Below are 26,099 nucleotides of genomic sequence, written 5' to 3' on the forward strand. Positions count from 1 at the left end.
CCGGCGACACATCCCACATCATTTATTTTTTAGATAAATACAGGCATCGGATCTTTCTTCAGCCCATTCTCCTGAATCCAGCTCCGTTCCTCATTGAACAGGTAAGCGCGGTGTACCAGCACGGATATCTCCTGGCCCGGAGTGAGCGTTTCTTTCTCCAGAGAGCGGTAGGTGACCAGCTTATGTCCCTTTACCTCAACCTCCACGAGCCATTCACTTCCGCGGAAATGCAGATGCTTGACCGTACCCTGCTCCGTGGCCGAAGCCATTTTGAATTCATGCAGGTGGCCTACCTCAATGTACTCAGGACGGATCAGCGCCTTGGTCGGCTTGCCGCCGCCTGCCCCCTCGAAGCCCTTCAGCTCAGAAGCACTCCCGATCAGCGTCGATTCCCCGATGAAGGTGGCCACGAACGGTGTCTTCGGCTCTTTATAGATATCCCAAGGCGTACCCTTCTGTTCCAGCCGCCCCTGGTTAATGATCATAATCTCATCCGCTACTTCAATCGCCTCATCCTGGTCGTGGGTGACGAAGATCGAGGTGATCCCGACACGTTCAATCAGCTCCCGCAGCCACGAACGCAGCTCCTGGCGGATCTTCGCATCAATCGCGGCGAACGGCTCATCCAGCAGCAGCAGCTGCGGCTCAGGGGCCAGTGCCCGGGCAAAAGCCACCCGCTGGCGCTGCCCCCCGGACAGCTGATGCGGATACCGGTTCTCGAAGCCCTTCAGTCCGGTCAGCTCCACCAGCTCGGTGACACGCTCACGGATGACAGACTTACTGGCTTTCTTGACTTTCAGGCCGAAGGCGATATTCTCGAACACCGTCATATGCTTGAACAGCGCATAATTCTGGAAGACAAAGCCGATCTCACGCTCCTGCGGCGGAAGATGGTTCACCGCCCGGCCGTGGAAAATAATCTCGCCGCTGTCCGGCGTCTCAAGGCCCGCCAGCATCCGCAGAATTGAGGTTTTGCCGCCGCCGCTGGGGCCGAGCAGCCCGATCAGATGGCCTTTGGTAATGCCGAAATGAACATCCTTCACCGCATGAAAATCGCCAAAATGCTTATCGAGTCCCCGGACCTCTACATGCATAATTAGTGCCCTCCCTTTCTTCTCTTGCTCCATTCCATAAGCAGCAGCAGTCCTGCGGAGAATGCGGCCAGCACCAGTGCTATCCCGCCCGCAGCCGTAACATTGAAATTCTCGACATCCTGATAGACCAGTGTGGTGGCCGTCTGGGTCCGGTTCATAATATTACCTGAGACGACGAGCACCGCACCGAACTCGCCCAGCGAGCGGGCCACCGTCAGAATCACTCCATAGATGACCGCCCAGCGGATCGACGGCCAGGTCACCTTCCAGAAGGTCGTCCAGCCATAGGCGCCGAGTGTAGACGCGGCCTCTTCCTGCTGGGACCCGATCTCTTGCAGCACCGGCATCACCTCGCGCACCATCAGCGGGAACGTAACGAACAGGGTAGCAATCACCATTCCCGGAAAAGCGTACACAATCTTCACTCCGATTTGCTCAAACAACGCACCCAGCGCACTGTCCGGCCCGAGCAGCAGAACGATCATCAGCCCGCCGATAACCGGCGATACCGCATAAGGCAGATCCACGATGCTGTTCAGCAGGCTTTTGAGACGACGGCCCAGCCAGCTCGCCCGCACCAGATACAGCGCCGTCATGATGCCAAAAAGCGTATTCAGCAGCGTCACTACCAACACAACGTATCCCGTCATCAGCAGCGCATGCAGCGCCTCGGGCCGGGTCAGGGCGTTCCAGAAGCCGCTCCAGCCTTCGCTGAAGGCCCCTATTGTCATCCTGCCAAGCGGAGCTGCGATCAGAATGAAGAACACGAGATAGGTCAGTCCAATCCACATTCTTCTCATGATCTTCTCCCCCGCATCTGCATGAGGCTGATCAGCCAGAGAATCAGGAAGGATAAGGTCAACAGAATGATCGACACCGCGGCGGCTCCCGCCGGATTATCACTTTCGACCTCTCCGAAAATATAAACAGAAGACACCAGCGTGCGCCCCGGAATATTGCCTGCCACGAGGACAACCGCACCGAATTCAGCGAGCGCCCGCGAGAAGGCCAGCATCCCGCCGCCGATCATACCAGGTGCCATAGACGGAAGAATGACCTGAAGAAAGACCCGGCTCGGCTTCGCTCCCATCGTATAGGCCGCTTCTTCTTCCGAAGCGTCCAGCTCCTCCAGCAGCGGCTGCACCGCCCGGATGACGAAGGGGAATGTGACGAAGACCATGGCAATCACAATGGCAGGCTGGTGGAAAACAATCGTGAAGCCCAGGGATTCCGCAAGGCCCCCGATCAGGCTTCCCGGACCCAGCAGCAGCAGAATCATCAGTCCGCCAACCGCAGTTGGCAGGGCAAACGGGAGATCGACAAGGCTGTTCAGCAGCGCCCTGCCCCGGAACTTATAACGGATAAGAACCCAGGCGATCATCGTGCCCAGCAGCACATTCGTAAGAGCCGCAATGACCGCCAGCTTGAGTGTTAACAGGACCGACTTCCAGGCAATCGGATCGCTCACACTTTCAGTGAAGCTTCCGAGCCCTGATGAGAATGAATTGTAATAGACCCCAAGGATCGGCAGCACAATCAGAATGACGAAATACAGTACAACCGTTGATCTAAATCCCCAGGTCCAGCCCTTGTGCCTGATCAGCGAATTCAATGGTCAACCTCCCACCTCCGGATAACCGGTCGGTATACTCGACTTTAAGGTTTGATTATTCCTATTAATATACTTGGTTTAAAGTTATTCCTACTTTACCAAATACCGCTTGCTGCCGTCAATTACTTTGTTAGTTTTTGGGTAAAAGTATAAGTAGCACTTGTTATATCCAAACCAGAGAGGGGCTGTTCATGATGCTTCATACTATGGAGATCACCACCAGCAAACGGGATGAAATGCGGGATATTACCCGCGAGGTTCAGGCTTATGTGAAGAATAGCGGAGTTCTTAACGGACTGCTGATTGTCTATTGCCCGCACACCACCGCAGGGATTGCGATTAATGAGAACGCCGATCCTGATGTGAAGCGTGATGTGTTGATGCGTCTGGATGAGGTCTATCCTTGGGAGCATCCCAAATACCGCCATACGGAGGGCAATACGGCTTCCCACTTGAAATCCATTACGGCCGGTCCTTCGCAGACTCTTATAATTCATGAAGGGGCTGTGCTGCTGGGCCGCTGGCAGGGCATCTATTTTTGCGAGTTCGATGGTCCAAGGCAACGCCAGTGCCACCTCAAAATTATGGAAGGCTAGCACTGCCTGCCCTTGTAGAAGAGCAGCCACGCATAAACCGCGAAGCTGCTCTCTATACATTTTATAGTTCCTGCAACACTTTCACCATGCAAAGTTATACCAATGCAACGCTCTAAAGTACGAGCTGTTAAAAAAAACAGCTTATTATAAACTGCGGCTTAATACCTTGACATGTGTCAGGGCAGCTTGCTTCACATCTTCGAACAACACTTTATCCTGAATATAATACGAAATGAATCCGTGAGCCGATAAGAATAAGGTCAGCGGCACGTTCTGCCAATCCTCCGATACATATCCCTCTTCCTTCATATGACGGCGGACAATGCTTGCGAATAACTCGAAACATCGGCCCTGTTCTGCCCGGCAATAAGCCAGCAGTTCTTCATCGCGGATCATGAACATGATCTCATACTGATACGGATGGTCCAGCCCGAACCGGATGAACTCCATAATCAGCTGCTCCACCCGGGTCATTCCTTCTTCAGGCGGAGTGGTCATAGCTTGATTCAGCAGCGAAGCCACATGATTGAAATCTTCAACTACAATAGCGTAGAAAAGCTCGGCCTTCTCTTTGAAATGGTAATACAGGGAGCCGTGGCTGTAACCCAGGTGCTGACCAATGCTGCGCATCGAAATGGCACGGTACCCTTTGGTGATGAAAAGATGCCTCGCCGCCTCCAGAATTCTTTCTCTCGACAACTCCTGTTCCACTGCTCTTCTTGCCATAATCTATTCCCCTTCGCTGTAGTAAAGCCGCCGCCCTTCCGTAACGAGGGATTGCCCCTCCGTAAGATCGGTTATCCATGCGATAAATGCGTCACCTTCATCATTGCGCGGAAGACACAGCAGCGTAACTTTATCCGTAAACAAAGTCTCTCCGGTCTGGATATTCCGGCCCCGCAGTGCATTCTCCACCTTGCCCAGCCAAGTGTACTCGATTTCCACGAATACCTCCCGTCTCAGCACACGTGTAATGACCTCTCCGGCCGCAAGCGCCAGTACAGCGCCATCGGTATAGGCCCGGATCAGCCCGCCTGCACCCAGCATAATGCCTCCGAAATAACGGGTAACTACAATAGCGACATTCTTCACCTGTTGGCTGCGGATTACTTCCAAAATCGGTTTCCCGGCCGTTCCACTCGGTTCCCCGTCATCCGACTGTCTCTGGATCTCATCTCTCTCCCCGATCATATAAGCAGAGCAGTTATGCGTAGCATTCCAGTGCTGCTTCTTGATCGAATCGATAAATTGCACAGCTTCTTCCTCGTTCTCCACCGGCATGACATGCCCGATAAAGCGTGATTTACGGATTACGACCTCCAGCGAGCCGGGGGTACGTACCGTCCGGTATTGTTCCAGCATTGTTGTCCATTCCTTACTCTACATGTGATGACTTGATATATATTAGGAGCAGCCCTGGTAGTGGTTACCTATGGACTGCTCCCTGATGACTTACCTTACTATGAATGATCTGCGGTTAGAGTGGGACTATTCGGTAAGTCTGGCTTCCAGCTCTGCCTTTTCTTTCTCGTAGCCTGGTTTGCCCAGCAGTGCGAACATGTTCTTCTTATAGGCTTCAACACCCGGCTGGTCGAACGGATTCACACCCAGCAGATATCCGCTGATCCCGCAGGCCTTCTCGAAGAAGTACACCAGATAGCCGAAGGTATATGGCGTCTGGTCAGGAATGGTAACGATCAGGTTAGGCACTTGTCCGTCGGTATGCGCCAGCATAGTTCCCTGGAACGCCTTCTTGTTCACGAAGTCCATCGTCTGGCCGGTCAGGAAATTGAGGCCGTCCAGATCATCCGGATCATTCTCGATCGTTACATGGTGCTGTACCTTCTCCACTTGAATAACCGTCTCGAAGATGTTGCGGTTACCCTCCTGAATGAATTGGCCCATGGAGTGCAGGTCCGTCGAGAAGTCCACCGAGGACGGATAGATTCCCTTGAAGTCCTTGCCTTCGCTTTCGCCGTACAGCTGCTTCCACCATTCAGAGACAAAGTGCAGGGACGGCTCGTAGTTCACGAGGATTTCTGTCGTTTTGCCTTTACGGTAGAGCGCATTACGTACTGCAGCATATTGATAGCTCTGGTTCGTAGCCACATCTGGATTGTTGAACTCATCGGCTGCGGCTGCGGCCCCCTGCATCATTTCTTCAATGTTAATTCCCGCTACAGCGATAGGCAGAAGACCTACCGGTGTCAGTACGGAATAACGTCCGCCTACATCATCAGGGATGATGAACGACTCATAGCCTTCTTCATTAGCCAGCTTCTTGAGTGCGCCCTTCTCCTTATCTGTTGTTGCGTAGATCCGTTTGCGAGCTTCTTCCTTGCCGTATTTCTTCTCCAGTGCTGCACGGAAGATACGGAAAGCAATAGCAGGCTCCGTAGTTGTACCGGATTTGGAGATTACGTTCACGGAGAAGTCTTTGCCTTCTACCAGGTCAAGCAGATGCGTGATGTAGGTAGAGCTGATGTTATTACCGGCAAAATAAACCTCTGGTGTCTTGCGCTTGTCCTTGGACAGGTTATTGTAGAAGGAATGCGACAGCGCCTCAATAGCTGCGCGTGCCCCCAGGTAAGATCCGCCGATACCAATAACGATCAGCACTTCGGAGTCGCTCTGGATTTTCTTGGCAGCCTGCTGAATGCGGGCGAATTCTTCCTTGTCATACGCTGTAGGGAGATCAATCCAGCCCAGGTAATCGGAGCCGGCTCCGCTCTTGTTATGCAGCTGTTCGTGAGCCAGCTTCACCGGAGCGGCGAAGTAGTCGATCTCGGTCTGGCTGAAGAAGGAAAGGGCTTTGGTGTAGTCAAAATTAATCTTCTTGGACATCGGTAATGGTAGCCTCCTGTTTATCTCTTTAGATTTGACACCGTGTGTTGCAACATTATAATCTAGAATACTTTAATTTGCCTTGACTGGCAAGGTCTTAAGGCATATCCCCGGCTTTCCGAACCCTGTTTATGAAAAAAACACTGAAAGCGGTTACTAAGCAGACAAGCATACCTGTTCTGTGGAACAAGCTGTAACCTTCTGATAGAATGAAGGCAAACTTAGTTTCTATAAATATGATCTCAGGAGAGCAAAGGTGGAATTGAAATGAAGCACATCGGCTTTATCGGACTCGGAACAATGGGAGCACCTATGGCGTCGAACCTGCTGCGAAGCGGCTTTGAGGTTACGGTGTACAACCGTACAGCAGAGAAATGCAAACCTCTGGAACAGGAAGGCGCGAAGACAGCCGCCACTCCGCAGGCAGCAGCGGAAGGCAAGGATGTTATTGTTACCATGATCAGCAACGATGATTCGATCCGTGAAGTCTTCTACGGTGACCATGGCATTCTCGCTACCCTTCAGCCGGGAACAACTGTGATTGATTCCAGTACCATCTCCCCCGGCCTTGCAAAAGAGATCGCCGCTGAAGTTGAAGCGCGGGGCGGCAGCTTCCTTGATGCCCCTGTAACCGGCAGCAAGCCGGCAGCTATCGATGGTACACTGGTGTTCATGGTCGGCGGACATGCCGAAGTGATTGAGAAGCACCGTGACCTCTTCGACTCCATGGGCAGGCTGCTGCTGCATATGGGTCCGAACGGCAGCGGCGCCGTAGCCAAGCTGGCTCACAATGCCATGGTCGGCATTCACAATGTCGCGCTTGCTGAGGGCTTCTCCATCGCTGTGAAGTCCGGAGTACCCGCAGACAAGTTCCTGGAGCTGGTGAAGAACGGCTCAGCAGGCAGCAAGCAGGCCGAGCTGAAGGGCCAGAAGATCATTGATAACGACTTCAGCAACCAGTTCTCCCTGGCCCTGATGCTCAAGGATCTCAAGCTGGCGTCCTCGCTCAGTGATTCCACTGGCGTCCCTTCCCCTATGCTCGGCGTAGCCAAGAGTATGTTCCAGGCAGGCTTCAATCACGGCTACGGCGACGAGGACCTGTCCGCGGTGGTCAAATCCTACGAAGACTGGATCGGCCGGAAGATCGGCGAAGGTAACTAATGTAACGGCGGATTTTCCAGAATCTGTTTAAGATGGTGTTACACACACTATTGTAAACAGGGGAGGAAGCTTCAATGCTAACCTTTGAACTCGCCCGGCCACAAGATGCGACCATGTTGGCGGATGTACAAAAAAGAACCTTCGATGATGATGCCCGCCGTTATCAGGATAAAGAGGAGGATGGCCCTCCGGGCTATGATTCGGTGTCTTGGCAGGCGGAACAGATGCAGCAGGGCCATTACTACAAGCTTCTGAAAGACGGTGGAATTGTCGGCGGGCTGATAATCTTCCCGTCGCCCACAGATGAGGAATGTCATCTGGGCCGGATTTTTATCGATCCCTTATATCAGAACCAAGGGTTGGGGCATGAAGCTTTGCATTTCTTATTTGTACAGTATCCTGCTGCCAAGCGCTGGACGCTGGATACTCCCTCGTGGGCCGTCCGGAACCATCACTTCTATGAGAAGCACGGCTTCATCCGTACCGGAGAAATCTATGATGCGGGGAGCAGCGAGAGCATATGGGAATATGAGCGGACAGGTCCGCTGGCAGAGGCAGGCCGCTAAGAGCAGAATCACTTTACCGAGCGAATCATGCTAATGGACCATGTGCCGACGCCCAGCCTATTGTGTTCGGGTTTTCGCATACATTCTGCATATGTAACTCGTAATCAGGGCGCAGCCAGGCAGTATCGGCTGCGCCCTTTTACTATGCGAGCATGGTCTTCTTGTCAAGAGTGAGAACGCAAAAGTACCGGTGATTTCATCACCGGTACGAGAAGTTTATTTTACAGAATATGTACAAAAAAACATACGTTTTCCTTGCGTTAACTATAAAATTAATATAGCACAGAAATGTCAACATAACAAGCATTTTTATGGAAAATGAAGAAAATAAATGATTCTCCCCCTGTCAGTCTGGCAGCAAGGATCCAGAAGGCGCCCGACGCGGCTGTCCCCCCCCCTCCTCCCTGATGATATGATCTTCTGCGCGAAGGAGGCGACTGATATGCAAATTAGACTGAGAGATATCCGTAAAAGCTTCAAGGTGTACAAACGGCCCGAAGGGAAATGGGGACTGCTGAGAGGAGCGTTTATGCGGAATGTTACCCAGGTGGACGCGCTCGGCGGCATCAGCTTTGATATTGAGGAGGGTGAACTGGTAGGTTACATTGGCCCGAACGGCGCCGGCAAATCCACCTCCGTCAAGGTAATGAGCGGCATTCTGACACCTGACAGCGGAGAATGCACCATCTTGGGCAAGATTCCATGGAAGCACCGCGTAGAGCATGTATCCCGGATCGGCGTCGTGTTTGGCCAGCGCTCACAGTTATGGTGGGATGTTCCGGTGGCAGACTCTTTTGACGTGCTGAAGGATATTTATGCGATCCCCCCAGGCGACTACCGATTAAGACTATCCGAGTTATCGGCAACACTTGGTGTGGAAGCGCTCTTAAGGACCCCGGTGAGACAGCTTTCCCTCGGGCAGCGGATGCGCTGTGAGCTGGTGGCAGCGCTGCTGCACCGGCCGAAGCTTCTCTTTCTGGATGAGCCAACCATCGGACTTGATGCGGTATCTAAGCTGGCGCTGCGCAATTTTCTGAAGGAAGAGAACCGAAAGTATGGGATTACGATGCTGCTGACCACTCATGATATGGACGATATTGAAGCATTATGCCAGCGGGTTATGGTGATTGGGCACGGCCAACTGCTCTATGACGGACAGCTCTCAGGCCTGCAGCAGAAATATGCGCCAGAGGTCGTCATGAAAGTGAACACGGATGCGATGATTGCGGCTATGTACAATGACTTAGCTTTGGGTTAAGACTATCAGGAGGTGCACAATGAATTTTAGAACTACATGGCGGGCCTGCAGCTCCCTCTTCCGAATCCGCATGGCAGAAGGGCTCCAGTACCGGGTGTCCGCCATATCTGGCACGATGGTCGGTGTGTTTTGGGCGCTTATAGAATGTGTGCTGTTCACCGTGTTCTATACATACAGCGAGAATGGCTCCTGGAACAATAACGGACTCAGCCTCCCTCAGGCCATATCCTATGTTTGGCTGGCTCAGGGGCTGTTTGTACTCCAGAGTATGAACATCGACAGCGAAATTATGAGCAAAATCAACAACGGTGACGTCGGTATCGAGCTGTGCCGGCCCCTGAACCTGTACACCCACTGGTTTGTCAAAAGCTCGGCCGGCAAGCTCGGCACCAGTTGGATCAGGGGGCTGGCCACCGTACTCGCCGGGCTCCTGATGCCTGCCGGGTATGCCCTAGGGGGCCCTGCCTCATTGCCTGCACTATTCTATTTCCTTCTGTCGGTGGGTATGGCGTTTGTGCTGTGCTCGGCCTTCGCTATGCTTGTGACTGCGATCCGGCTGAATATCACTTGGGGGGACGGACCGACCTATATGCTTCTACTGCTAAGCGGCATATTGTCCGGCACCTACCTCCCCCTGCGGCTCTGGCCTGATTTCATGCAGACCTTCCTGTACCTGCAGCCGTTTGGCGGATTCGCCGACATCCCTCTGCAGCTATATATAGGCAGCGTGGCTCCTGCCGCCGCATTGCCCGGCATCGGCTTACAGCTCCTCTGGAGCCTTATCTTTATCGCGGCGGGCCGGATGATCATGAAACGCAGATTACACAGCATTATCGTCCAGGGAGGGTGAGAGTAACGTATGCTTGCTGAAGGTAAAATTTATTGCAAATACTTGCGGATGCATCTGCTGTCCGGCATGGAATATAAGGGCTGGTGGCTGATGCTGATTCAGGTGCTTACTGTGGTGATCTCCGATCCCATAGCCACCGTCCTGCTGTTCTCCCGCTTTGGCAATATCGGCGAATGGACCGTCGCCCATATCATTCTGGTGTACTCGCTGGCGGTGGCTTCCTTCGGACTTGCCGAGAGCGTATGCCGCGGCTTTGATTATTTCCCGTGGCATCTGCTGCGCTCCGGCGATTTCGACCGGCTGCTGCTCCGCCCGCGGTCCCTGTTCGTGCAGGTCGCCGCTTCCAGATTCCATCTGCACCGGCTGGTCCGGCCGTTTACAGGGATCTGTGCTGCGGGCTGGGCGCTGGGACAGCTCGGCGTTCCCTTGACGCCCGGCAGACTCGGCGTTCTGGCGATGGCGCTGGCCGGAGGCTGTCTGATGTACTGCGGAGTGTTCGTGCTAACCTCAGGTCTTGCTTTTTTCACTATCAAAGGGCTGGACTGGATCTTTCTGCTGACCAACGCCAGCTACCAGATTACCCGCTGCCCAGAGCCCTATTTGCCGCGAATGCTAAAATCCGTGTTCAGCTTTGTGCTCCCAATGCTGTTCATCAGCTTCTATCCGGCGGCCACCGTCTGCGGCTGGGATTATCCCCGCTGGCTGGGCTTCCTCTCGCTTCCCTCTGGAGCTGCCTTCCTCGGAGTGTCTCTGCTGGTATGGCGCATAGGCGTGAGGCATTACAAAAGCACGGGGAGCTGAGCTCCGCTGAAGCTGACAACACAAAAAAAAGCACCCCGGGACCATGAATCTGAACTGTGACCCAATTTGAGGACGGTTTAAAAGAAATACCCTAGAGCTAGCTCGCAAGGAGATGACTTCTGAATTCGTCAGGAGTCATCTTTTTTAATGTCCATTGGTATCGCTCGGAGTTATAGTAGGCAATATATTCCGAAACACGAGCCCTGACTTCCGTAAGATTCTGACAATCTCGAACGCTCATTTCATCTTTCATGTGCCCAAAGAATGACTCCATTGATGCATTGTCCCAACAGTTCCCTTTACGGGACATGGACTGTTGAAAACCTGCCTGCTCCATTTGGAGACGAGTTTTAGGATGCGTGTAGTGCATGCCCTGATCGGAGTGGAAAATGGCTTCTGGATGAAGGTTTCCATCCAGCCGTTCCAGCAGGCGCCGAATGGTCTTTTCAACGAGTGGTAACTCTAGTGTCCCTGCTACACAGTCGGCAAGAATTTGTCTTGTTGCTCCATCTTTTACGCACGATAGATAAGCCCACTGTCCGTTTCCGTACCGCAGGTACGTGATATCGGTTAGAAAGACTTTCTCCGGCTCTTTCTGGTCAAATTGGCGTTTCAGTAAATTGGCACAGGTCTGATGCTCCTGCGTAGCCTTTGCCATCTTACGGTACGGGTTCGCTTGCCGTATGGCCGCGACAAGGTTAAACTTACGCATTAATCGGCGAATCTTCTTGTGGTTCATGGTGACCCCGCTGAGATGCTCCAAACGCATCTTAATCACCAAAGCGCCAGCTCTTCCTTGTAAGGCGTCGAAGTGTTGCTTAATGAGAACAAGGTCACGCTCGTCGTCGGCTGTACGAAGTTGGCGTCTTTGCTCGGAGCCCAGCCATCTGTAATAGCCACTGGTGCTCACGGCGGCGACTTCACAGAGATAACGCGTCATGCGGTTGAGTCCATGGGCTCTCAGGGTGTGATAAATGATCTCGTAGCGCTCCGAAGGGGTTAAGGTCTTCCTTTGTTCCGTTCGAGCGCTTCGAGCTTTTTTAGAAAGTCGACCTCAGCTTCTAGTAATTTGATCTTCGCCTTTGCGCGCTTCAGTTCTTCGTCAGCAGACAAGGGACTTGCAGGCTTTCGCCCAGCGCTGCCTTTGCCACGCCGTTCTTCCAGTAGTCCAAGTTCACCATATTTAGCAAAGCTATCTCTCCAGCGTTTCAAACTATGCTTTGGTTTTTTAGAACCGATGAGATCCAGGTCAAAGCCCGCCCTAAGAAATATTTCTGACGGGGGTGTCCCCTCGTTGTAGGCCTTCACTGCCGACAACTTAAACTCAGCAGTATACGAAATATTCGTCTCGGATACTCGCTGAACATTTGGATTCTTCTCTAATCTTCTGATGCTATCTTCCGTAAATAGGGTTCGATTTAAGTTTCCCACAGCCTTATCCCGCTCCTTTTCCAATATTCTGATTAAAACACAAAAGACCCACAAGAAGGTCACTTTTTTCAAAGTGTCTTTCTTGTGGGTCACAGTTCAGTTCATCTTCCAGGGGTGCTTTTTTTCTACCACTTTCTTTTACACAATCGGGTAAGAACAGCAATAATCAGTTAATGCGAATACTTCCAGGGCAAATTTAGAGTTGCCGGGAACATGGAAGGTCTCCGCTCCGTCAATGTCCTTCCACACTTCAGTGCCGGGAAGCAGCACCTTAAGATTACCGGAGAGAATCTCCATCGTCTCGGGCCCATCGGTGCCGAATTCGTATACGCCAGGCAGCATAATGCCAAGTGTCACCTTAGTGCCGTCTTCCAGAGTAACTGTACGGCTGGTCACTTTTCCGTCGTAATAAATATTGGCTGCTTTTTGAATTGTCGCGTTGGTGAACTGACTCATATGCTTATTCTCCCCTTTGTTCAAATATAAGAATTTATAGGTTTCACACGATAAATTATCCTTATATTTCTCGCTGAAACGGTACCGTCCTTTTGAAAGGACGGCAAAGCCGTTTCCACTTGTTAGATCCGTTTATTATAGCAGCGCTTTTACGCGGCTGACTACATTTTCTACAGTGAATCCGTATTCTCTGATTACAGTGTCGCCAGGGGCGGAAGCGCCGAAGGTAGTGATTCCCAGAATGTCGCCCTGATCGCCTGTATAACGTTCCCAGCCGAAGGTTTGTGCCATTTCGATGGCCAGACGGGCTTTCACTTCAGGCAGGATAACGGAATCGCGGTACGCTTTATCCTGCTTCTCGAACAGATCCCAGCTCGGCAAGCTGATAACACGAACATCAATGCCTTCTTCGGCAAGTGCAGCCTGAGCCTTAACCGCCAGCTGTACTTCAGAGCCTGTAGCAATGATCTGTGCCTGCGGAGTGCCGTTCTTGGAATCAGATACCACATATCCGCCGCGTTTGATGTTATCGCGCACACCGTCTACAGTTCCAGCCAGGATCGGCAGGTTCTGACGGGTCAGTACCAGTGCTACCGGATTGGCGGTGTTCTCCATAGCGTAAGCCCAAGCTGCAGAGGTTTCGTTGGCGTCAGCCGGACGAATGACCGTCAGACCTGGAATGATACGCAGGGAAGCAAGCTGTTCAATCGGCTCATGGGTAGGACCGTCTTCACCGACAGCAATACTGTCATGAGTAAGCACATAGGTTACCGGCAGCTTCATAATGGAAGCCAGACGGACAGCCGGACGCAGGTAATCTGTGAAAACGAAGAACGTACCGCCGAATACCTTAAGACCGGTGTGCAGTGCAATCCCGTTCATGGCTGCAGCCATACCGAATTCACGTACGCCGAAGTAGATGTTACGGCCGTCATAGGATTCGGAGGTGAATTGGGACAGACCGTTCAAGTGCGTCATGGTCGAGCTCTCCAGATCGGCAGAACCCCCAACCAGCTGCGGGATACCGCCAGTCAATCCGTTCAGTGCATTACCGGAAGCCACACGGGTAGATACAGCTTTGTCTTCTGCTTTGTAGAAGGGCAGATTAGCATCCCAGCCTGCAGGAAGCTCACCGCTTAGTGCAGTTTCGAGCTGTGCAGCAAGCTCAGGATATGCTTTTTTGTAGGCTGCAAATTTCTCGTCCCATGCTTTGTTAGCGGCGATCCCTTTGGCCTTCACTTCAGCGAAGCTGGCGCGGACTTCATCCGGTACATAGAAATCTTCTTCATATACCCATTTGTAGTATTCCTTCGTCAGCTTCGTTTCATCAGCACCCAGCGGGGAGCCGTGAGTACCGCCGTGGCCGCCTTTACCTTGCTTGTTCGGGCTGCCGTAGCCGATGACAGTCTTCACTTCGATCAGTGTCGGTTTGCTGCTGTCTGCTTGAGCCTCTTCAAGAGCCTTAGCCAGTGCAGGAAGATCGTTACCGTCTTCTACGCGCAGAACCTGCCAGCCGTAAGCTTCAAAACGCTTAGCAACATTCTCGGAGAATGCAAGGTTCAGCTTGCCGTCGAGGGAGATATCATTCGAATCATACATTACAATCAGCTTGCCCAGCTTCAGGTGTCCGGCAAGTGAAGCAGACTCGGAAGAGATCCCTTCCATCAAATCGCCGTCGCCGCAGATGGCGTACGTATAATGGTCAATCACGTTATGTTCATCTTTATTGTAAGTAGCACCCAGCTGCGCTTCAGCCATTGCCATACCTACAGCCATACCGATACCTTGTCCAAGCGGACCGGTTGTCGCATCTACACCGGCAGTGTGTCCGACTTCCGGATGTCCCGGAGTTAAGCTGCCCCATTGGCGGAACTGCTTCAATTCTTCCATAGGCAGATCATAGCCGCTGAGGTGCAGCAGGCTGTAGAGGAGCATGGAGCCATGTCCCGCAGACAACACAAAGCGGTCACGGTTGACCCAAGTCGGGTGATCCGGGTTATGATTCATCGTCTTGGCGAACAATTGGTACCCCATAGGTGCGGAGCCCATCGGCATACCCGGATGTCCTGAATTTGCTTTTTCAATGGCATCAATGGCAAGTGTACGGATCGTAGTGATGGCCAGGTTGTCCACCGTTGAGTTTTCTTCTTTATGAATGGCTTGATCTTTTGCTTGTTCAGTCATTACAATAATCCTCCTCGAATCAAGAATGTCATTTTGACTATTATTGTATCACGGAAGTGGAAGCATTTCCAATTGTTTTTGCCGTAGCTTATATTTAGCGGCTTCTGCCGGGTCTATACACGCCCGTGCCAGATTCACGGTGCTTCAGGAGGTTCTTTTTAGAGATACGGATGGGAATCCAGAAACTTAGCCTTAAGTCTAGTTTCTAATTAAGACTAAAGTTTGTTTTACAAAGCGGATTTATACAGTAAGATGGAAGTACCTCAGCGGAATTTTAGCCGGATTATCCATAACTTCCAGCAGAAAGGAATTCAGAAGATGACTGCAAACAGAGATATTTATATTGTACTGACCGGAACAGGCACGGCCTTCAGCGGAATTATTAAATGGTTCACCAAAGCAGAGCTGAATCATGCCTCGATTGCTTTTGACAGTGAGCTGCGTGAGGTCTACAGCTTCGGCCGGAAAAAAGTGTACAACCCGTTCATCGCCGGACTTATTCATGAGAACTTCATTCACCCGTTCTACAGCAGTGCAGACTGTGCCATCTACCAGCTCAGAGTCAGTGCGGACGAATATGATACCATGTACAATCATGTTCAGGGCATGATGCAGAATCAGGAGCGTTATAAATATCATCTGCTCGGTCTGGTCGGGGTGCTGTTAAACGTCCGGATTGACCGGGAGAACGCCTACTTCTGCTCCCAGTTCGTCGCCTCTGTATTGGAGGAAACTACTGTTCATCCGGTAGCCAAGCCCTCCTGCTTCGTAACTCCGGAGGATTTCGCTTTATCTCTATGCGCCCACAAAATATTCAGCGGCAAACTCTCCTACTATATGCACCGGAGTCATTCTGCGCCCCTCCGAGGTTCCAGTCTACATAACCCCCAAGCTACTAATCCGGCAGATTATACAGCCACAAGACTGCGGCTGCATGAAGAGCCGGCCGAGGGAATCGTTTGAACGATTACCCTCCGCTCTCTTAATGCCGGGTAAAATATAAAATTATGGCAGAAGCATAAGGCACAAGGTTTGCATCCCTCGTTATTTTACACGATGGCTCTGATAATATTCTGTCCAATCTCCGAGAATCGTTACCGTCACCGTATCCACCTTGGTCTGATACTCATTGGTAGCGGTGAAGGTAAAAGTAACCGGACCATCCGGCAGCTGATCAAACGATGGGTCGGCCAGCTCACCTGTCCACAAGGTCTTATCGCTCCCGGCCGGACTCAGTGCAGCCTTGTATCCTCCAGTCATTGTGACTTGCACAGTATCCGGTAGTCCGGTAGCTGTCCCCTGCAGCACGAATTTCTCGCCAGCCCAATAGACATAATACCCCCGCGGACTTTCAGTCGAGCCGCTTTGCTTCATATTGTATGCCTGCCGGTTGCCGTTCCACTCCTCTGTATGCTGGACAGCCCCCTTGATGCTAAGCAGGTTAACCATCATGAATTTCTTAGGGGAGATTTTACTCCATTCAAAGCCGTCATAGGCTTCCACTTCTACACCATACCTCACGTTCTCCACGAGTCTGCCAGCCTGCACCTGCCACTGCTTATTGCTTGAATACTGTTCGCCTGAGCCGATAATCTTGCCACTCGTCAGATCGATGATCCGAACCTTGAAGCGTTGCTGCTGATCGCCGTCTTCGTCTTGATAATCCCATTTGATGACTGGCGTAAGGGTGCTCACAATAGTCGGACTAGTGTACACCATACTACTCGGGTAAGTGATGTTGACCACAGGGAGCCGGTTTACTACCGTAATATTGTGAATAAGTTCCCGGTACAGCCCCAATGAATCTGTGACAACCTGCCGCAGAGCGAAGGTTCCGTTAGAAGTGAACTGCTTGGTGAAATTGCTTTGTGTGTTAAAGAGCGCCTCCGTTCCAACTGCCGGCTTCAAATAGTACTGGTGGCTGATGGTGTCCCCCTTCGGAATATCTGTGTCCGTTGCTGTGCTTTGGATGTTCAGAACATCCGTCCGGTAGATCGGTACCTTTGTCGCATCTTTTCCGGTATCCGTAATGAGGGTGAATCCCGGCTTGGGCGGATTGTCGATGATAAAGGCTTTTTCGTTGGAGATTTCAGACCATTTCCGTTTGGAGAATGCCCGTCCCTGAACCGTATAGAGCAGGAATCGGTCCAGCGATTGATCCGGCAATTGATACTGGCGTACTGATCCCGTACTGTCGGCGTTCTCTACAGTTTTGGCTAGCAGCCCGTCCTTCGTAAAGAACTCCAGCCGGTAGCTCTCCTGCGGATCATTCTCCGGGTCGGAGTAGGTCCACTTGATCAGCGGATCTCCTTCTTTTTCGGCATCGATAATCGTAGGGTTGTTCACCGTCCCAGCAGGATACGTAAGGGTCATGTTCGGAGCCAAGTTTTCTTTAGCCGCCACCTTAAGTGTAGCTATGTTCGACTTGTCGCCAATCTGGTCCACGGCCCAGTGCTCCAGCGTACTGGTTCCCAATTCGTCGAAGGTAAGAGAGATACTCGGAGTCTGGAAAAGTGTGATCTTATGATCGCTTCCCGTTACCCGCCAGTAATACTTCAAGCTGCTCTGATCGGCTATATCTTCATCCACATCGGAGGAAGTGAAGGTATGGGTATCGTATTGATTGACCGCTGCCGGACCGTTGATTGCGGCTGTCGGGACATGGTTTTTGACGCTGAACATCTGGGTGGCATAGGAATAGAGGCTTCCATCTGTCACATTGAGCCGCATTTCCCAGCCGTCAGAGATGGCTTTTTGCGCAGAAATCCCATAATCATTGAGTACGTCCTGCACCCTGAATACCTGATTCCGGTTGCTCCCCCGCCAGTAATAGGGATCATTATTAAGCTTGGTATACCAGCCATATTGCAGGTTATCTCCGTCTTCATCCGGATCGGGGGTCAAGTTATTTAAGCTGATAACCGTATCCCGGTAGACCTCATTAGGCATTGTAAAGCTGGCCGCAGGCGGATGATTAATGACCTGCACGGTCTGGCTGTACACATTCGACCAGAGTCCGCGGTTATCGTGAACCTGCAGATTAAGCTGGTAAGATCCCACGCCGAAGGCCGCGATATTAGGAGGTACCGCTGCGCTGCCCCAATGACTCCATACCTGCTGCCAGCCGTCTTTTATAACCGTCCAGGAATACACATCGAGCAGATCATTATCCGGGTCAAAGGACTTATCCATAACAGTGGTTGCCTTACGGTAAGAGACATTAGTCGGACTCACTGTGAATAGAGCGACCGGCGGCAGGTTGGCCGCACTGCCCACACTCTGCTGCATCCAATCACTCCACACCCCGAAGCCGCTAGGACCATCTATGTCCCGCACACGCAGCCGGATCTCATGGGCTTCGCCCGATGGAAGCTGTGCAGGTGGCTGTCCCTCGGTCCACACTTCATTCCCCACCTTGCGCCATTGCCATTGCCAGGTCACCAGCCCCTTAGTGGGACTCGACATATGGTCCAGATCATAAGAGCTGTCTGTAAGATGCAGCGTACCGCCGATCAGCTTCGCTGAGAATAAGGCAACCGGCTTCCGGTGGATCATAAATGTCATGCTGGATAAGTTATCGCGGCTCCACATACGGTAATTATCAAACCGGTCATCACCCTTCGGATTATCCTTCGCTTGAAAGGTAGCTGTGTAAGCGCCGCTGAAGGGAAATGACGGATACTTGCTATCCCGCCACAACCCGCTGTCCCAGATCATCCCCATAGAGTTATCAAAAATAGCCGGGTCCTGATCATAGCGGTACCGCTCTGCATATTTGCCGTCATTTTCATAATCGGTATACGTTGTGCTGATATCAATCGGGCTATTAATAAGGAAGAAGGCTTTGTTCCTCAGCCGGTTGGTCACACTAAAGGCAGTGGAGGCTTCTGCCTTCAGGTTGAACGGATCTACTACCTTCACATTGACGTTGTACCACCCAGGCGGGATTCCCTCATTTAAAACATCGATGGGAATGGTGAAATTTTTCGCTGAGCCCGTATTAGGTACGGTGATTTTCTTGTAGAACACGTTCGGGATCTCGGCAATGACATCCACCGTGTCGTTATCCGGGTCTTGCACGTATCCTTCAAGATTATATGTACTCAAGCCAGTGTCATTGATAATATTCTGTCCTGGCTGAGAGGTTAAGGTTAGATTAGGTTTCTTGTTGGTCGATAACGGAAAGACTCGTTCATCACTAACAGTATAAGTGTGGAAATATTGATATGTGCCTGGATCTTTCAATACGTCTGCTACCCAGTAAAATTCAGAGAACGATTGCAAAAACTGAATAGAATTAGGCGTCTTTCCTGGAGTCAAGTAGACTGAAAATGAGCTAGGTAATTCATCATATCTTGAATAATAATAATCATCAAAGTAAATCCGGTTTTCATATAACCCCGGAGTAGTATACCGGGTCGAGTCAAAATAAGGTGGGTTATTTTCACTATTAAGAAAAGAACCTTCTCCTGCTGATGCTATGGAACCCCTGCTACCATCTGGATAACCTACTGTCGTGCTGGTAGAAAATCCGGTGGTAAGACCATGCTTCCATCTCGATTCTCGATCTTGTTCTTTGGGGTAAAAGGGTATTTGTTCACGCGTAAGACTCCATAATGTTGGAGTTTGAAGATTGCTCATGTTAATGTGAAGTACCCCAGTGATTTTATTGAATGTCATACCTGTTAAGTCAATAGCCGGTATATCAACTGTCATCGAAGATGCATACCAGTCTCTGTCTCCCTCAAATGATGGAGGGCGTGAGGCTTTTAACTGCCTTGCCGGAATATGTACATCATTAAATTCAATAATCTCTCCTGCAGCCTCTGCCTGTTCAGTATTAATCCCCATCCAAGAAAACCAGGGGAGCATAGTGATAATTAAGATTAATATCGTAATTCGCTTTATCAGACTCAGACTTTTCATGCGGTTATCCTCTCTTCTACCATGACCAATCTACTACCGGAGCACGGTTGTACACCTCAATGACTCTTTCAGCTATCGGCTGCGGCGGTGCACTGCTATAGGAGTCTCTAGATTTCCGGTCGGCTGGAGTAATAAATTCTTCTATAGTGGGCTGATCGAACTCTTCGCTTACTGTAAGGCGCACTTCATATCTCCCCACACTGCTCAACTGCAAATTAAAGGCTGTTTTGTTCTCATTGCTGAATATCACCCAAGCTTCATCCGCAAAATTTCCGTCGTTATTAGAATCGTATCTGTACTCCCAAATACGGCGATCCAGAAAATCATAATCCGGTGAGAAGGACATATCCGTAAGCGCAGCGCTGACTATATTGCCCTGAGTGGGATCTCGATAAATCTTATTGGGAACCGAGATATAAACAACAGGCGGTTCATCGGCAACAATCTCAAAGGTCATGCTTGTAGAGTCGCCAAACCCGGCAGTGTTCGTTACTGTAAGGGTCGCCTTGTATGTCCCAGGTTTCTTAAACAATACATCTTTGGAGTTCATCCCTGAGAGATTTCCCAAGTATTTAATATCTGCGGCAGTACCGCCGGAAACAGGTGAAATCGTCCACTGTGTCTTGGTCTCATCAATAGGGTAATGCTCCGGGCTTCGGCTCTTACTCAATAGTGTTACTTTCCTGTTTTCTTTTTTTGTCCCCTTTACATCAATAACGGCTTTAGGAATGGGCTGGATGACATTAATTTTGGCGCTGGTTGATCCGGTCAATCCTCCGTTATCAGTTACGGTTAGGCGCACGGAATGCTGGCCGAGAGCACTTAGCGGATACCAAGTCCAGCCGAAGGGACCACTAACCGGCTCCACAGCCCCAGGTGTATTGTACTTATAATCTACAATTGTTCCGTCTGGATCATATGAATCTTTACCATAGATCAAGGTTTCTTCCCCTGCCATGACCTCTTCAGACACATCGAGTACAGCTTTAGGCGGTTTATTGTTATTGGCTGGCGGTGGTGTTGTAGGGATAGGAGAATCTGAGACTTCTACGGTTGCCTTCATTGTTTTGGACAGAGAGGATATGCTCCCCCCTGACGATACTATCGGCTTGGTGAAGCGCACGGTCACCGTGAGAGTGTACTCCTGCTTTACATTGCTGCCCCTGCTCTTCGGGATGACAAAGTTATCGAAGGTCTGTGTGCTGTTCTGAACCTTGCTGTAATCTTTCTTTGTCTTCACATCATTAGAGCCAGTCTCCTTGGCATAAAATATCCATTCCTCGATGTTAGATGAATTATTGTAAGCCAAAAGGTCTCCCTTGACTCTCAAGGATACCTCAGTGTCCTTCCCCTCAAACTTCGCCGGATTCGGGGAAGGCTTGAGGATGCTTACTCCGCCGTCTAGGGTGGGTTCGGTAGGTGGCGAGTAATCGAAGGAGACCGATCCAGAATAACTATATGAGGTTACCTTGGCGTCTGCCAGATAATAATAATAGCCGGTCACTTGATACCGCCGACCTTCCGCATGTCCGGAAAGATCGTGGTGACCATCATCAGGCTCAGCACGATAAATAGTATCTAAAAGACCTTTTTGAGATTCCGGAATGTAATAATCAAGGAGTATCCGTTGGTCTTTAAAATATACTTTGGTTATGTTTGGAGTTTTCTTTATATCTTTGCTAGAAAACTCCAAAACTTTAACTGATGACTGAATAATTGCTCCTGAATCAATTACTAAATTCGATGAATTGTTAAACCATTTCAGCCCACTTGTTGTCAAATTAGACTTGGTTGTAACCAATATTCTAGGTGGATTTTCAGATGGCGTTTTCCCATCATCTGCATTTAAGTCATAGGATTTCAATGTATCCGTTACTGCAACGTAGTCATTAATCTGCCACCGTCGCCCATCTGAATATAGCCAAATAGAATTTCCTGGGGTCGTACTAAAAGGTTGTTGAAAAGTTCCATCAAAACCCTGTACGTTGCTTATGGTTTCTGTAATACTCTTTCCCTTTAGGGTAGCTTTTATTAGGCCGTTTTCGATAGCTAAGCTTACTACTTCGTTATTTCCGCTGTACTTCAAACTGCTTGTTGATATCGAAGAAGCATTCACGCCACTTGGCAGGTCTAAATAAAAGCTTTTTGCACTATTATTTGATCCAGTCAATCCGTTTGTAACTGGTATACTTACTGAAGCTGTCTTTGTACTAGCTGCTTGTGCGTCAGCAAAGGTCAAGAATGAAATGATAAGAGTGAAGATTAGTAGAATCAGACCAATCTTATTTTTCATTTCTCTTACTCCTCACGATTCACAATAAATTTTTCTGTTTTACTCCCTTTGACGTTTAGCCAAATCACAAAATGATCAAATTTCGTTCCTGAATACATTAGACCTTGATACGTAGTGAATTTTTCTCCAGGTTTCAAGCTCCAATCCCAGATAGCTTCCTTGTCGTTTTTCTTCTTTACCTTTACTCTTGGCATAGTTTCTGCAAGAATACCACCATCAGTTAAAGCTAATCTCCATTTTGGATCGGGACTGTTTGCTGTCTGTTCAATTACTGTTTCCCCTTTGTTTTCCATTGTTATTTTGGTCCAAACAAAGTAATTTCCTGTACCTGTATACCCGTATTTTTTAATTAGAGACTGAGCATCCTTGGAATTTTTATCATAAATCATTATCTTCTCCAACGTATAACTCAATCCCCCAGCTGTAACCGTAACCGGTAGCTCCACATCCTTAACTAATCCATACTTCGAGAGATTATCCCTCATTACTGGTGCTGTTGACTGAGCAGTTGGAGCCGCCGTAGCCTTCACCCCCGCAGCACTAACATCCCCCCCAGGAACAACTGCCGGACCGGCCAACAAGGCCACTGCCAGAAAAGCTTTTACTGCTGTTCTCCCCGCCATTGTCTTGCTAATCTTCAACTTCGTCATAATTAACCTCTCCCTTAGTTTTCATAGTTTTGCACCTTCATCAACCGCATCAGTCGGATGCTTTTACCGGTTCATTCTATATTCCTGAACTGCCGGTACTGTAATGGCCTCTTGAACCTTGCTTCTGGAGATCAGCACCGGGTGCTGCGTTTGAATCACGGCGATAACCGAAGGACCTTGTATGTATTTGGTGATACCGTAAGTACTGTCCTCGTAGAGCAGCGGGAAAGTATCGCCCGTAGATTCATCCACGACGTCGAACTTAACGATCTTCACTTGAGCCTGAAGCCGGCTCCCCACTAAGGGGGATAAGCCGTCATCCAGTCCCAGATTACTCTGCAGAGTGTGGCGGAAGGTGGCATAAGCCTCAGCGGGATCAATAACCAGACGGCCTTGGGCCCTCGCTGCTTCGTTCAACTCCTGTGATGCGTCATGGACGGCCATATTATTGGCATCCTTAAGCATGCTGCGCACCGTGTCCCATTCCTGATTCTGAATCTGAAAAAACCAGGAATAAATAAAGATCAACAGGACAAAGGCCAGCTTAATAATATAATCCATAGGTTAGCTTCATCCCTTAATTAATCGAGATATTCGCTCATGATCGAGCCATGGCCATAGTACTGTGACGGCTGGGATACGCCGGAGAAATTGTAGGGGAACAGGTTTACCCGCGGCGCGGTCACATACACATCAATCCGCTGTTTACGCTCAAGGATCACTTCTGTTCCGCTGGTGATCTTAATCGAGCCTTCTGGAAATCCTACAGCCTTCAGGTTCGAAATAACCTCAGCCTTCATAGAGGCAGTGACCATCCCTTCTGTCGCCGCCTTTTGTGTAATATACGAGGTGTTGGCCTTAACCTGCAGATCGAGCAGATAATCGATGTACGTAAAAATCGGCTGCAGGATAATAAATAGCACCAGCCACATGAACAAGGCCCGGAGGACGGTTGCCTTCAAGTGCAGCGCCTCCTTTTAATATTTCTCGACAGCTTTGACATGGGTGATAATATCATCCTGGCTGCCGCCGATAATGCTTGTAGCCCCAGCGATAAAAATCCCGGCAATCACAAAGCCAATTGCCAGAAACAGCGCGACGGAAATCGAGTCCTTCTTCATCTCTATTAAACCAAAGGGCCAGCGATTGTGTACGTTATTGCCGCTTCCACAGCATCTGCGGGCTGAACCAGACTAACCTTCGGGATTTCAGGTCTGTTGTCATCCGCTTTATCGATTACGTCCCTTACCACAGGAATCAATACAGCAATTACGATAGCCACACACAGGAACCCGATAGCGATAAACAAACCAGTCGAAATAGCGTCTTTTTTCATTGTTAATATCTCCCTTTTGATTTTATATTTTTAATGGCTGCTTGAATATAACAAATTTTTCATTTGGTTCATTTTCTTGCTGCCAGCCTGCCTGAACTGGTCATTGGAACATCCCTACGCCGTTAAAATTCCCTTTGATCAGCATAATGTACTGCATTGCCAGCGACACAATCATCAGAAAGGTAGCAATTGACGGAACAACATTGATGATCGTGGAGAGGTCCCCGATAAAGGACCACTTCTTCAGATATTGGTCACTTGAGATTTTGGTAATAATTTTGCCCTGCTCCTGCAGATACTTCGCTGCTTCATGGTCATCATCCATCCCCTCTGTCGCAAGCAGAATCGAGCGGATATCGTTGATAAACATATGGTTCTCCGGGAATTTGCTGCAAAACCATTCAATGGCCAGCTCCGTCCCCTCATCCACCGCCCGCTCCGAAAGCTCATACAGATCCTGCCGGATGTAACTGAAATGGTTGGCCGTCCCGGCGCAGAAGGCGCCAAATTCCACATATCCCCGTTTACGTAGACGGTTGTTCTCATAGAGGCGGATGAAGGAGATCAGCTCTCCGTCTTTTTGAATCAGTGTCTTCTGATGCAGCCAGCTCAGCACCCAGCCAAACGGCAGCACCCGCTGTGGACTGGTAATCACGAGAATCAGCAGAGCAATCAGAGGATCGTATATGGACACTCTCTCTGAGCGTACGAAGTCTCCCGTTGCCTGAATCAGCAGATAGAGAAAGGCCGCCGAATATCGGAATAATGTGATTTTGGCTGCGGATATAGAGAGTCCGCTCTGGCCCAGCAATTGCTGCAGCCGCTCATTTTGTACACGTTCCCCAAAAACCTTCCACTGCTGGCCCAGACGGAGCACATACCGTTCCTGACGGCTGCTGCTGCTGACAAAGACCAGTAACGCAAGATACACAATACCTGTTACAGCTATCAAAAGTAGTAATCTATCCATCATTCATCACCTTAATGGTAGTCCAGTCTGGGTCTGGCGAGGATGGTACTGATCATGAACGAGATGAATAGGCCCGTAAGGATCACCATCATAAATGTAAGTCCAATCGTTGTTTCGAACTGCAATTTGAAATACACATCCGGCTTCAGCATGTACATAAACGTTCCCACAGAAGACACCAGCACAATCAGATTACCGTACAGCCCCAGGCTGATCGCATCCCTGCTGCTGGCCTTTACCGTCAGAATGGTCTCCCGTTGCTGCTCCATTGAGCGGTTAAGCGTCATGAATGAGCTTTTGAGATAACGGGTGCCCTCCTTCTCGCAATAGAGCAGGTCTGATACGAATTCTACGGCAAACGTCGTGCCAATCGCTCCGGCAAAACGCCCCGCTTCCTCATTTAGCTCCCGTTCATTGCTATAGCCGGCGAACGCTGTTCCCAGCAGCCTCAAGGGCGTCTTCAGCACATTCTCCACCGGCAGCAAGTCACTAGTCTTGGACAAAATAGAATCCGCAGACAAATGCGTGAATTTGGTGGCGATTTTGATCACATCGAGCAGATCGTAGCTCCCGCGCACCTTGCGCTGGGCATAGGTATATCTCATCCGAAGATAAGGAATACAAGCGGAGAGAACCGCCAGGAACAGCGGAAGCCGCCAAGCATTCGCCATAGGTGCACCGTCATTCAACACCATGCCTTCCAGAAAAGGATTGCTGAAGCTCATCTGCCCCGGCAGCTCTTTGAGAGTCAGCAGACTCGATAGGAATACCCCGAGGAACAGCATGCCTGAACGGGTGACGAAGCGCAGCACACTGATGCCCGGCTCATATCGCTTATGGGCAAAATACAGCAGATCATCCAGATGGCGGTACAGCCACATTTTCCTCTTCGCGCTACTGACCTTCTTGCCGAACAAGCTCATCCGCAGATTCATCCGCAGATCCAGCTTTTGCCCCCACTGCCATAGATGCCGCTCAATCAACGGCTTGACCAGCAGCCACAGTCCGCCTGCAACGAGCAGGTGAAGCACAAGCTGGATGATATAGAACAACAGCTCCACAGGGCACTCC

The 26,099-nt window shown here is 50.3% G+C and carries 25 protein-coding genes; 7 read left to right on the forward strand and 18 right to left on the reverse strand.

Going from position 1 to position 26,099, the window contains the following annotated elements; translation table 11 throughout:
* Window positions 1-29: 29 nt before the first annotated feature.
* Genes MKX42_RS27445 through cysT form a run of 3 tightly spaced genes read right to left on the reverse strand, consistent with a single transcriptional unit; the run spans window position 30 to window position 2,706 of the window.
* Complete coding sequence (locus tag MKX42_RS27445; protein ID WP_340756143.1) at window positions 30-1,094, reverse strand: sulfate/molybdate ABC transporter ATP-binding protein; 1,065 nt, start codon at window positions 1,092-1,094, stop codon at window positions 30-32.
* 2 nt (window positions 1,095-1,096) lie between these two features.
* Window positions 1,097-1,894: a sulfate ABC transporter permease subunit gene (locus MKX42_RS27450; protein WP_340756145.1), complete on the reverse strand. Its 798-nt coding sequence runs from the start codon at window positions 1,892-1,894 to the stop codon at window positions 1,097-1,099.
* Window positions 1,891-2,706: a sulfate ABC transporter permease subunit CysT gene (gene cysT, locus MKX42_RS27455; protein ID WP_036727564.1), complete on the reverse strand. Its 816-nt coding sequence runs from the start codon at window positions 2,704-2,706 to the stop codon at window positions 1,891-1,893. The genes MKX42_RS27450 and cysT overlap by 4 nt, the downstream gene beginning before the upstream one ends.
* A gap of 194 nt (window positions 2,707-2,900) precedes the next feature.
* On the opposite strand from cysT, the gene MKX42_RS27460 reads away from it, so the two are divergent.
* A complete protein-coding gene (locus MKX42_RS27460) occupies window positions 2,901-3,302 on the forward strand; it encodes a secondary thiamine-phosphate synthase enzyme YjbQ (RefSeq protein ID WP_340757854.1) in 402 nt (133 codons plus the stop codon).
* Between the two features lie 144 nt (window positions 3,303-3,446).
* Here the strand turns inward: MKX42_RS27460 and MKX42_RS27465 are convergent, their stop codons facing one another.
* The 3 genes from MKX42_RS27465 to MKX42_RS27475 form a co-directional block, all read right to left on the reverse strand.
* A complete protein-coding gene (locus tag MKX42_RS27465; RefSeq protein ID WP_340756147.1) occupies window positions 3,447-4,028 on the reverse strand; it encodes a TetR/AcrR family transcriptional regulator in 582 nt (193 codons plus the stop codon).
* Between the two features lie 3 nt (window positions 4,029-4,031).
* Window positions 4,032-4,664 (reverse strand): YigZ family protein, encoded by a 633-nt coding sequence (locus tag MKX42_RS27470; RefSeq protein WP_340756149.1) that lies wholly within the window; start codon window positions 4,662-4,664, stop codon window positions 4,032-4,034.
* A 126-nt stretch (window positions 4,665-4,790) separates the two neighbouring features.
* Window positions 4,791-6,146 carry a glucose-6-phosphate isomerase gene (locus MKX42_RS27475; RefSeq protein WP_036700477.1) on the reverse strand — a complete coding sequence of 452 codons (1,356 nt, stop codon included), beginning with the start codon at window positions 6,144-6,146 and terminating at the stop codon, window positions 4,791-4,793.
* 261 nt (window positions 6,147-6,407) lie between these two features.
* Here MKX42_RS27475 and MKX42_RS27480 point away from each other — a divergent pair, with 261 nt between their 5' ends.
* The 5 genes from MKX42_RS27480 to MKX42_RS27500 all read left to right on the forward strand — a co-directional run bounded on the left by MKX42_RS27480 (window position 6,408) and on the right by MKX42_RS27500 (window position 10,782).
* Complete coding sequence (locus MKX42_RS27480; RefSeq protein WP_340757856.1) at window positions 6,408-7,307, forward strand: NAD(P)-dependent oxidoreductase; 900 nt, start codon at window positions 6,408-6,410, stop codon at window positions 7,305-7,307.
* 74 nt (window positions 7,308-7,381) lie between these two features.
* Window positions 7,382-7,873 carry a GNAT family N-acetyltransferase gene (locus MKX42_RS27485; protein WP_340756150.1) on the forward strand — a complete coding sequence of 164 codons (492 nt, stop codon included), beginning with the start codon at window positions 7,382-7,384 and terminating at the stop codon, window positions 7,871-7,873.
* 442 nt (window positions 7,874-8,315) lie between these two features.
* A complete protein-coding gene (locus MKX42_RS27490) occupies window positions 8,316-9,131 on the forward strand; it encodes an ABC transporter ATP-binding protein (RefSeq protein ID WP_340756152.1) in 816 nt (271 codons plus the stop codon).
* Window positions 9,132-9,150: 19 nt separating this feature from the next.
* The gene (locus MKX42_RS27495; protein ID WP_340756154.1) at window positions 9,151-9,981 is read left to right on the forward strand and encodes an ABC transporter permease; all 831 of its coding nucleotides are present in this window, start codon (window positions 9,151-9,153) and stop codon (window positions 9,979-9,981) included.
* Between the two features lie 9 nt (window positions 9,982-9,990).
* A complete protein-coding gene (locus MKX42_RS27500) occupies window positions 9,991-10,782 on the forward strand; it encodes an ABC transporter permease (RefSeq protein ID WP_340756156.1) in 792 nt (263 codons plus the stop codon).
* A gap of 97 nt (window positions 10,783-10,879) precedes the next feature.
* Here the strand turns inward: MKX42_RS27500 and MKX42_RS27505 are convergent.
* The 3 genes from MKX42_RS27505 to tkt form a co-directional block, all read right to left on the reverse strand.
* A protein-coding gene (locus MKX42_RS27505) for an IS3 family transposase (protein WP_445669382.1) occupies window positions 10,880-12,213 on the reverse strand; the annotation gives its coding sequence in 2 pieces (ribosomal slippage) (window positions 10,880-11,832 and window positions 11,832-12,213; 1,335 coding nt in all).
* 138 nt (window positions 12,214-12,351) lie between these two features.
* Complete coding sequence (ppnP, locus tag MKX42_RS27515; RefSeq protein WP_339222838.1) at window positions 12,352-12,669, reverse strand: pyrimidine/purine nucleoside phosphorylase; 318 nt, start codon at window positions 12,667-12,669, stop codon at window positions 12,352-12,354.
* 135 nt (window positions 12,670-12,804) lie between these two features.
* Window positions 12,805-14,853: a transketolase gene (gene tkt, locus MKX42_RS27520; protein ID WP_036727551.1), complete on the reverse strand. Its 2,049-nt coding sequence runs from the start codon at window positions 14,851-14,853 to the stop codon at window positions 12,805-12,807.
* A gap of 318 nt (window positions 14,854-15,171) precedes the next feature.
* On the opposite strand from tkt, the gene MKX42_RS27525 reads away from it, so the two are divergent.
* The gene (locus MKX42_RS27525) at window positions 15,172-15,816 is read left to right on the forward strand and encodes a hypothetical protein (protein WP_340756159.1); all 645 of its coding nucleotides are present in this window, start codon (window positions 15,172-15,174) and stop codon (window positions 15,814-15,816) included.
* A gap of 81 nt (window positions 15,817-15,897) precedes the next feature.
* Here the strand turns inward: MKX42_RS27525 and MKX42_RS27530 are convergent, their stop codons facing one another.
* The 9 genes from MKX42_RS27530 to MKX42_RS27570 all read right to left on the reverse strand — a co-directional run bounded on the left by MKX42_RS27530 (window position 15,898) and on the right by MKX42_RS27570 (window position 26,089).
* Window positions 15,898-18,933, reverse strand: a complete 3,036-nt coding sequence (locus MKX42_RS27530) for a hypothetical protein (RefSeq protein WP_340756161.1) — start codon at window positions 18,931-18,933, stop codon at window positions 15,898-15,900.
* 862 nt (window positions 18,934-19,795) lie between these two features.
* On the reverse strand, window positions 19,796-22,072 hold the full coding sequence (locus tag MKX42_RS27535) for a hypothetical protein (RefSeq protein ID WP_340756163.1): 2,277 nt from the start codon (window positions 22,070-22,072) through the stop codon (window positions 19,796-19,798).
* Between the two features lie 5 nt (window positions 22,073-22,077).
* Window positions 22,078-22,722, reverse strand: a complete 645-nt coding sequence (locus MKX42_RS27540) for a hypothetical protein (RefSeq protein ID WP_340756165.1) — start codon at window positions 22,720-22,722, stop codon at window positions 22,078-22,080.
* Window positions 22,723-22,785: 63 nt separating this feature from the next.
* Window positions 22,786-23,283: a hypothetical protein gene (locus tag MKX42_RS27545; RefSeq protein WP_340756166.1), complete on the reverse strand. Its 498-nt coding sequence runs from the start codon at window positions 23,281-23,283 to the stop codon at window positions 22,786-22,788.
* A 20-nt stretch (window positions 23,284-23,303) separates the two neighbouring features.
* Window positions 23,304-23,684: a hypothetical protein gene (locus MKX42_RS27550; RefSeq protein ID WP_340756168.1), complete on the reverse strand. Its 381-nt coding sequence runs from the start codon at window positions 23,682-23,684 to the stop codon at window positions 23,304-23,306.
* A gap of 15 nt (window positions 23,685-23,699) precedes the next feature.
* Window positions 23,700-23,843: a hypothetical protein gene (locus tag MKX42_RS27555; RefSeq protein ID WP_155991580.1), complete on the reverse strand. Its 144-nt coding sequence runs from the start codon at window positions 23,841-23,843 to the stop codon at window positions 23,700-23,702.
* A gap of 5 nt (window positions 23,844-23,848) precedes the next feature.
* Window positions 23,849-24,058 (reverse strand): hypothetical protein, encoded by a 210-nt coding sequence (locus MKX42_RS27560; protein ID WP_340756170.1) that lies wholly within the window; start codon window positions 24,056-24,058, stop codon window positions 23,849-23,851.
* A gap of 100 nt (window positions 24,059-24,158) precedes the next feature.
* Window positions 24,159-25,028, reverse strand: coding sequence for a hypothetical protein (locus MKX42_RS27565; protein ID WP_340756173.1), 870 nt, complete (start codon window positions 25,026-25,028; stop codon window positions 24,159-24,161).
* 11 nt (window positions 25,029-25,039) lie between these two features.
* Window positions 25,040-26,089: a hypothetical protein gene (locus MKX42_RS27570; protein WP_340756175.1), complete on the reverse strand. Its 1,050-nt coding sequence runs from the start codon at window positions 26,087-26,089 to the stop codon at window positions 25,040-25,042.
* Window positions 26,090-26,099 lie beyond the last annotated feature (10 nt).

It is taken from the genome of Paenibacillus sp. FSL R7-0204, from assembly GCF_038002225.1.
In the GTDB taxonomy this organism is placed as follows: domain Bacteria; phylum Bacillota; class Bacilli; order Paenibacillales; family Paenibacillaceae; genus Paenibacillus_AQ.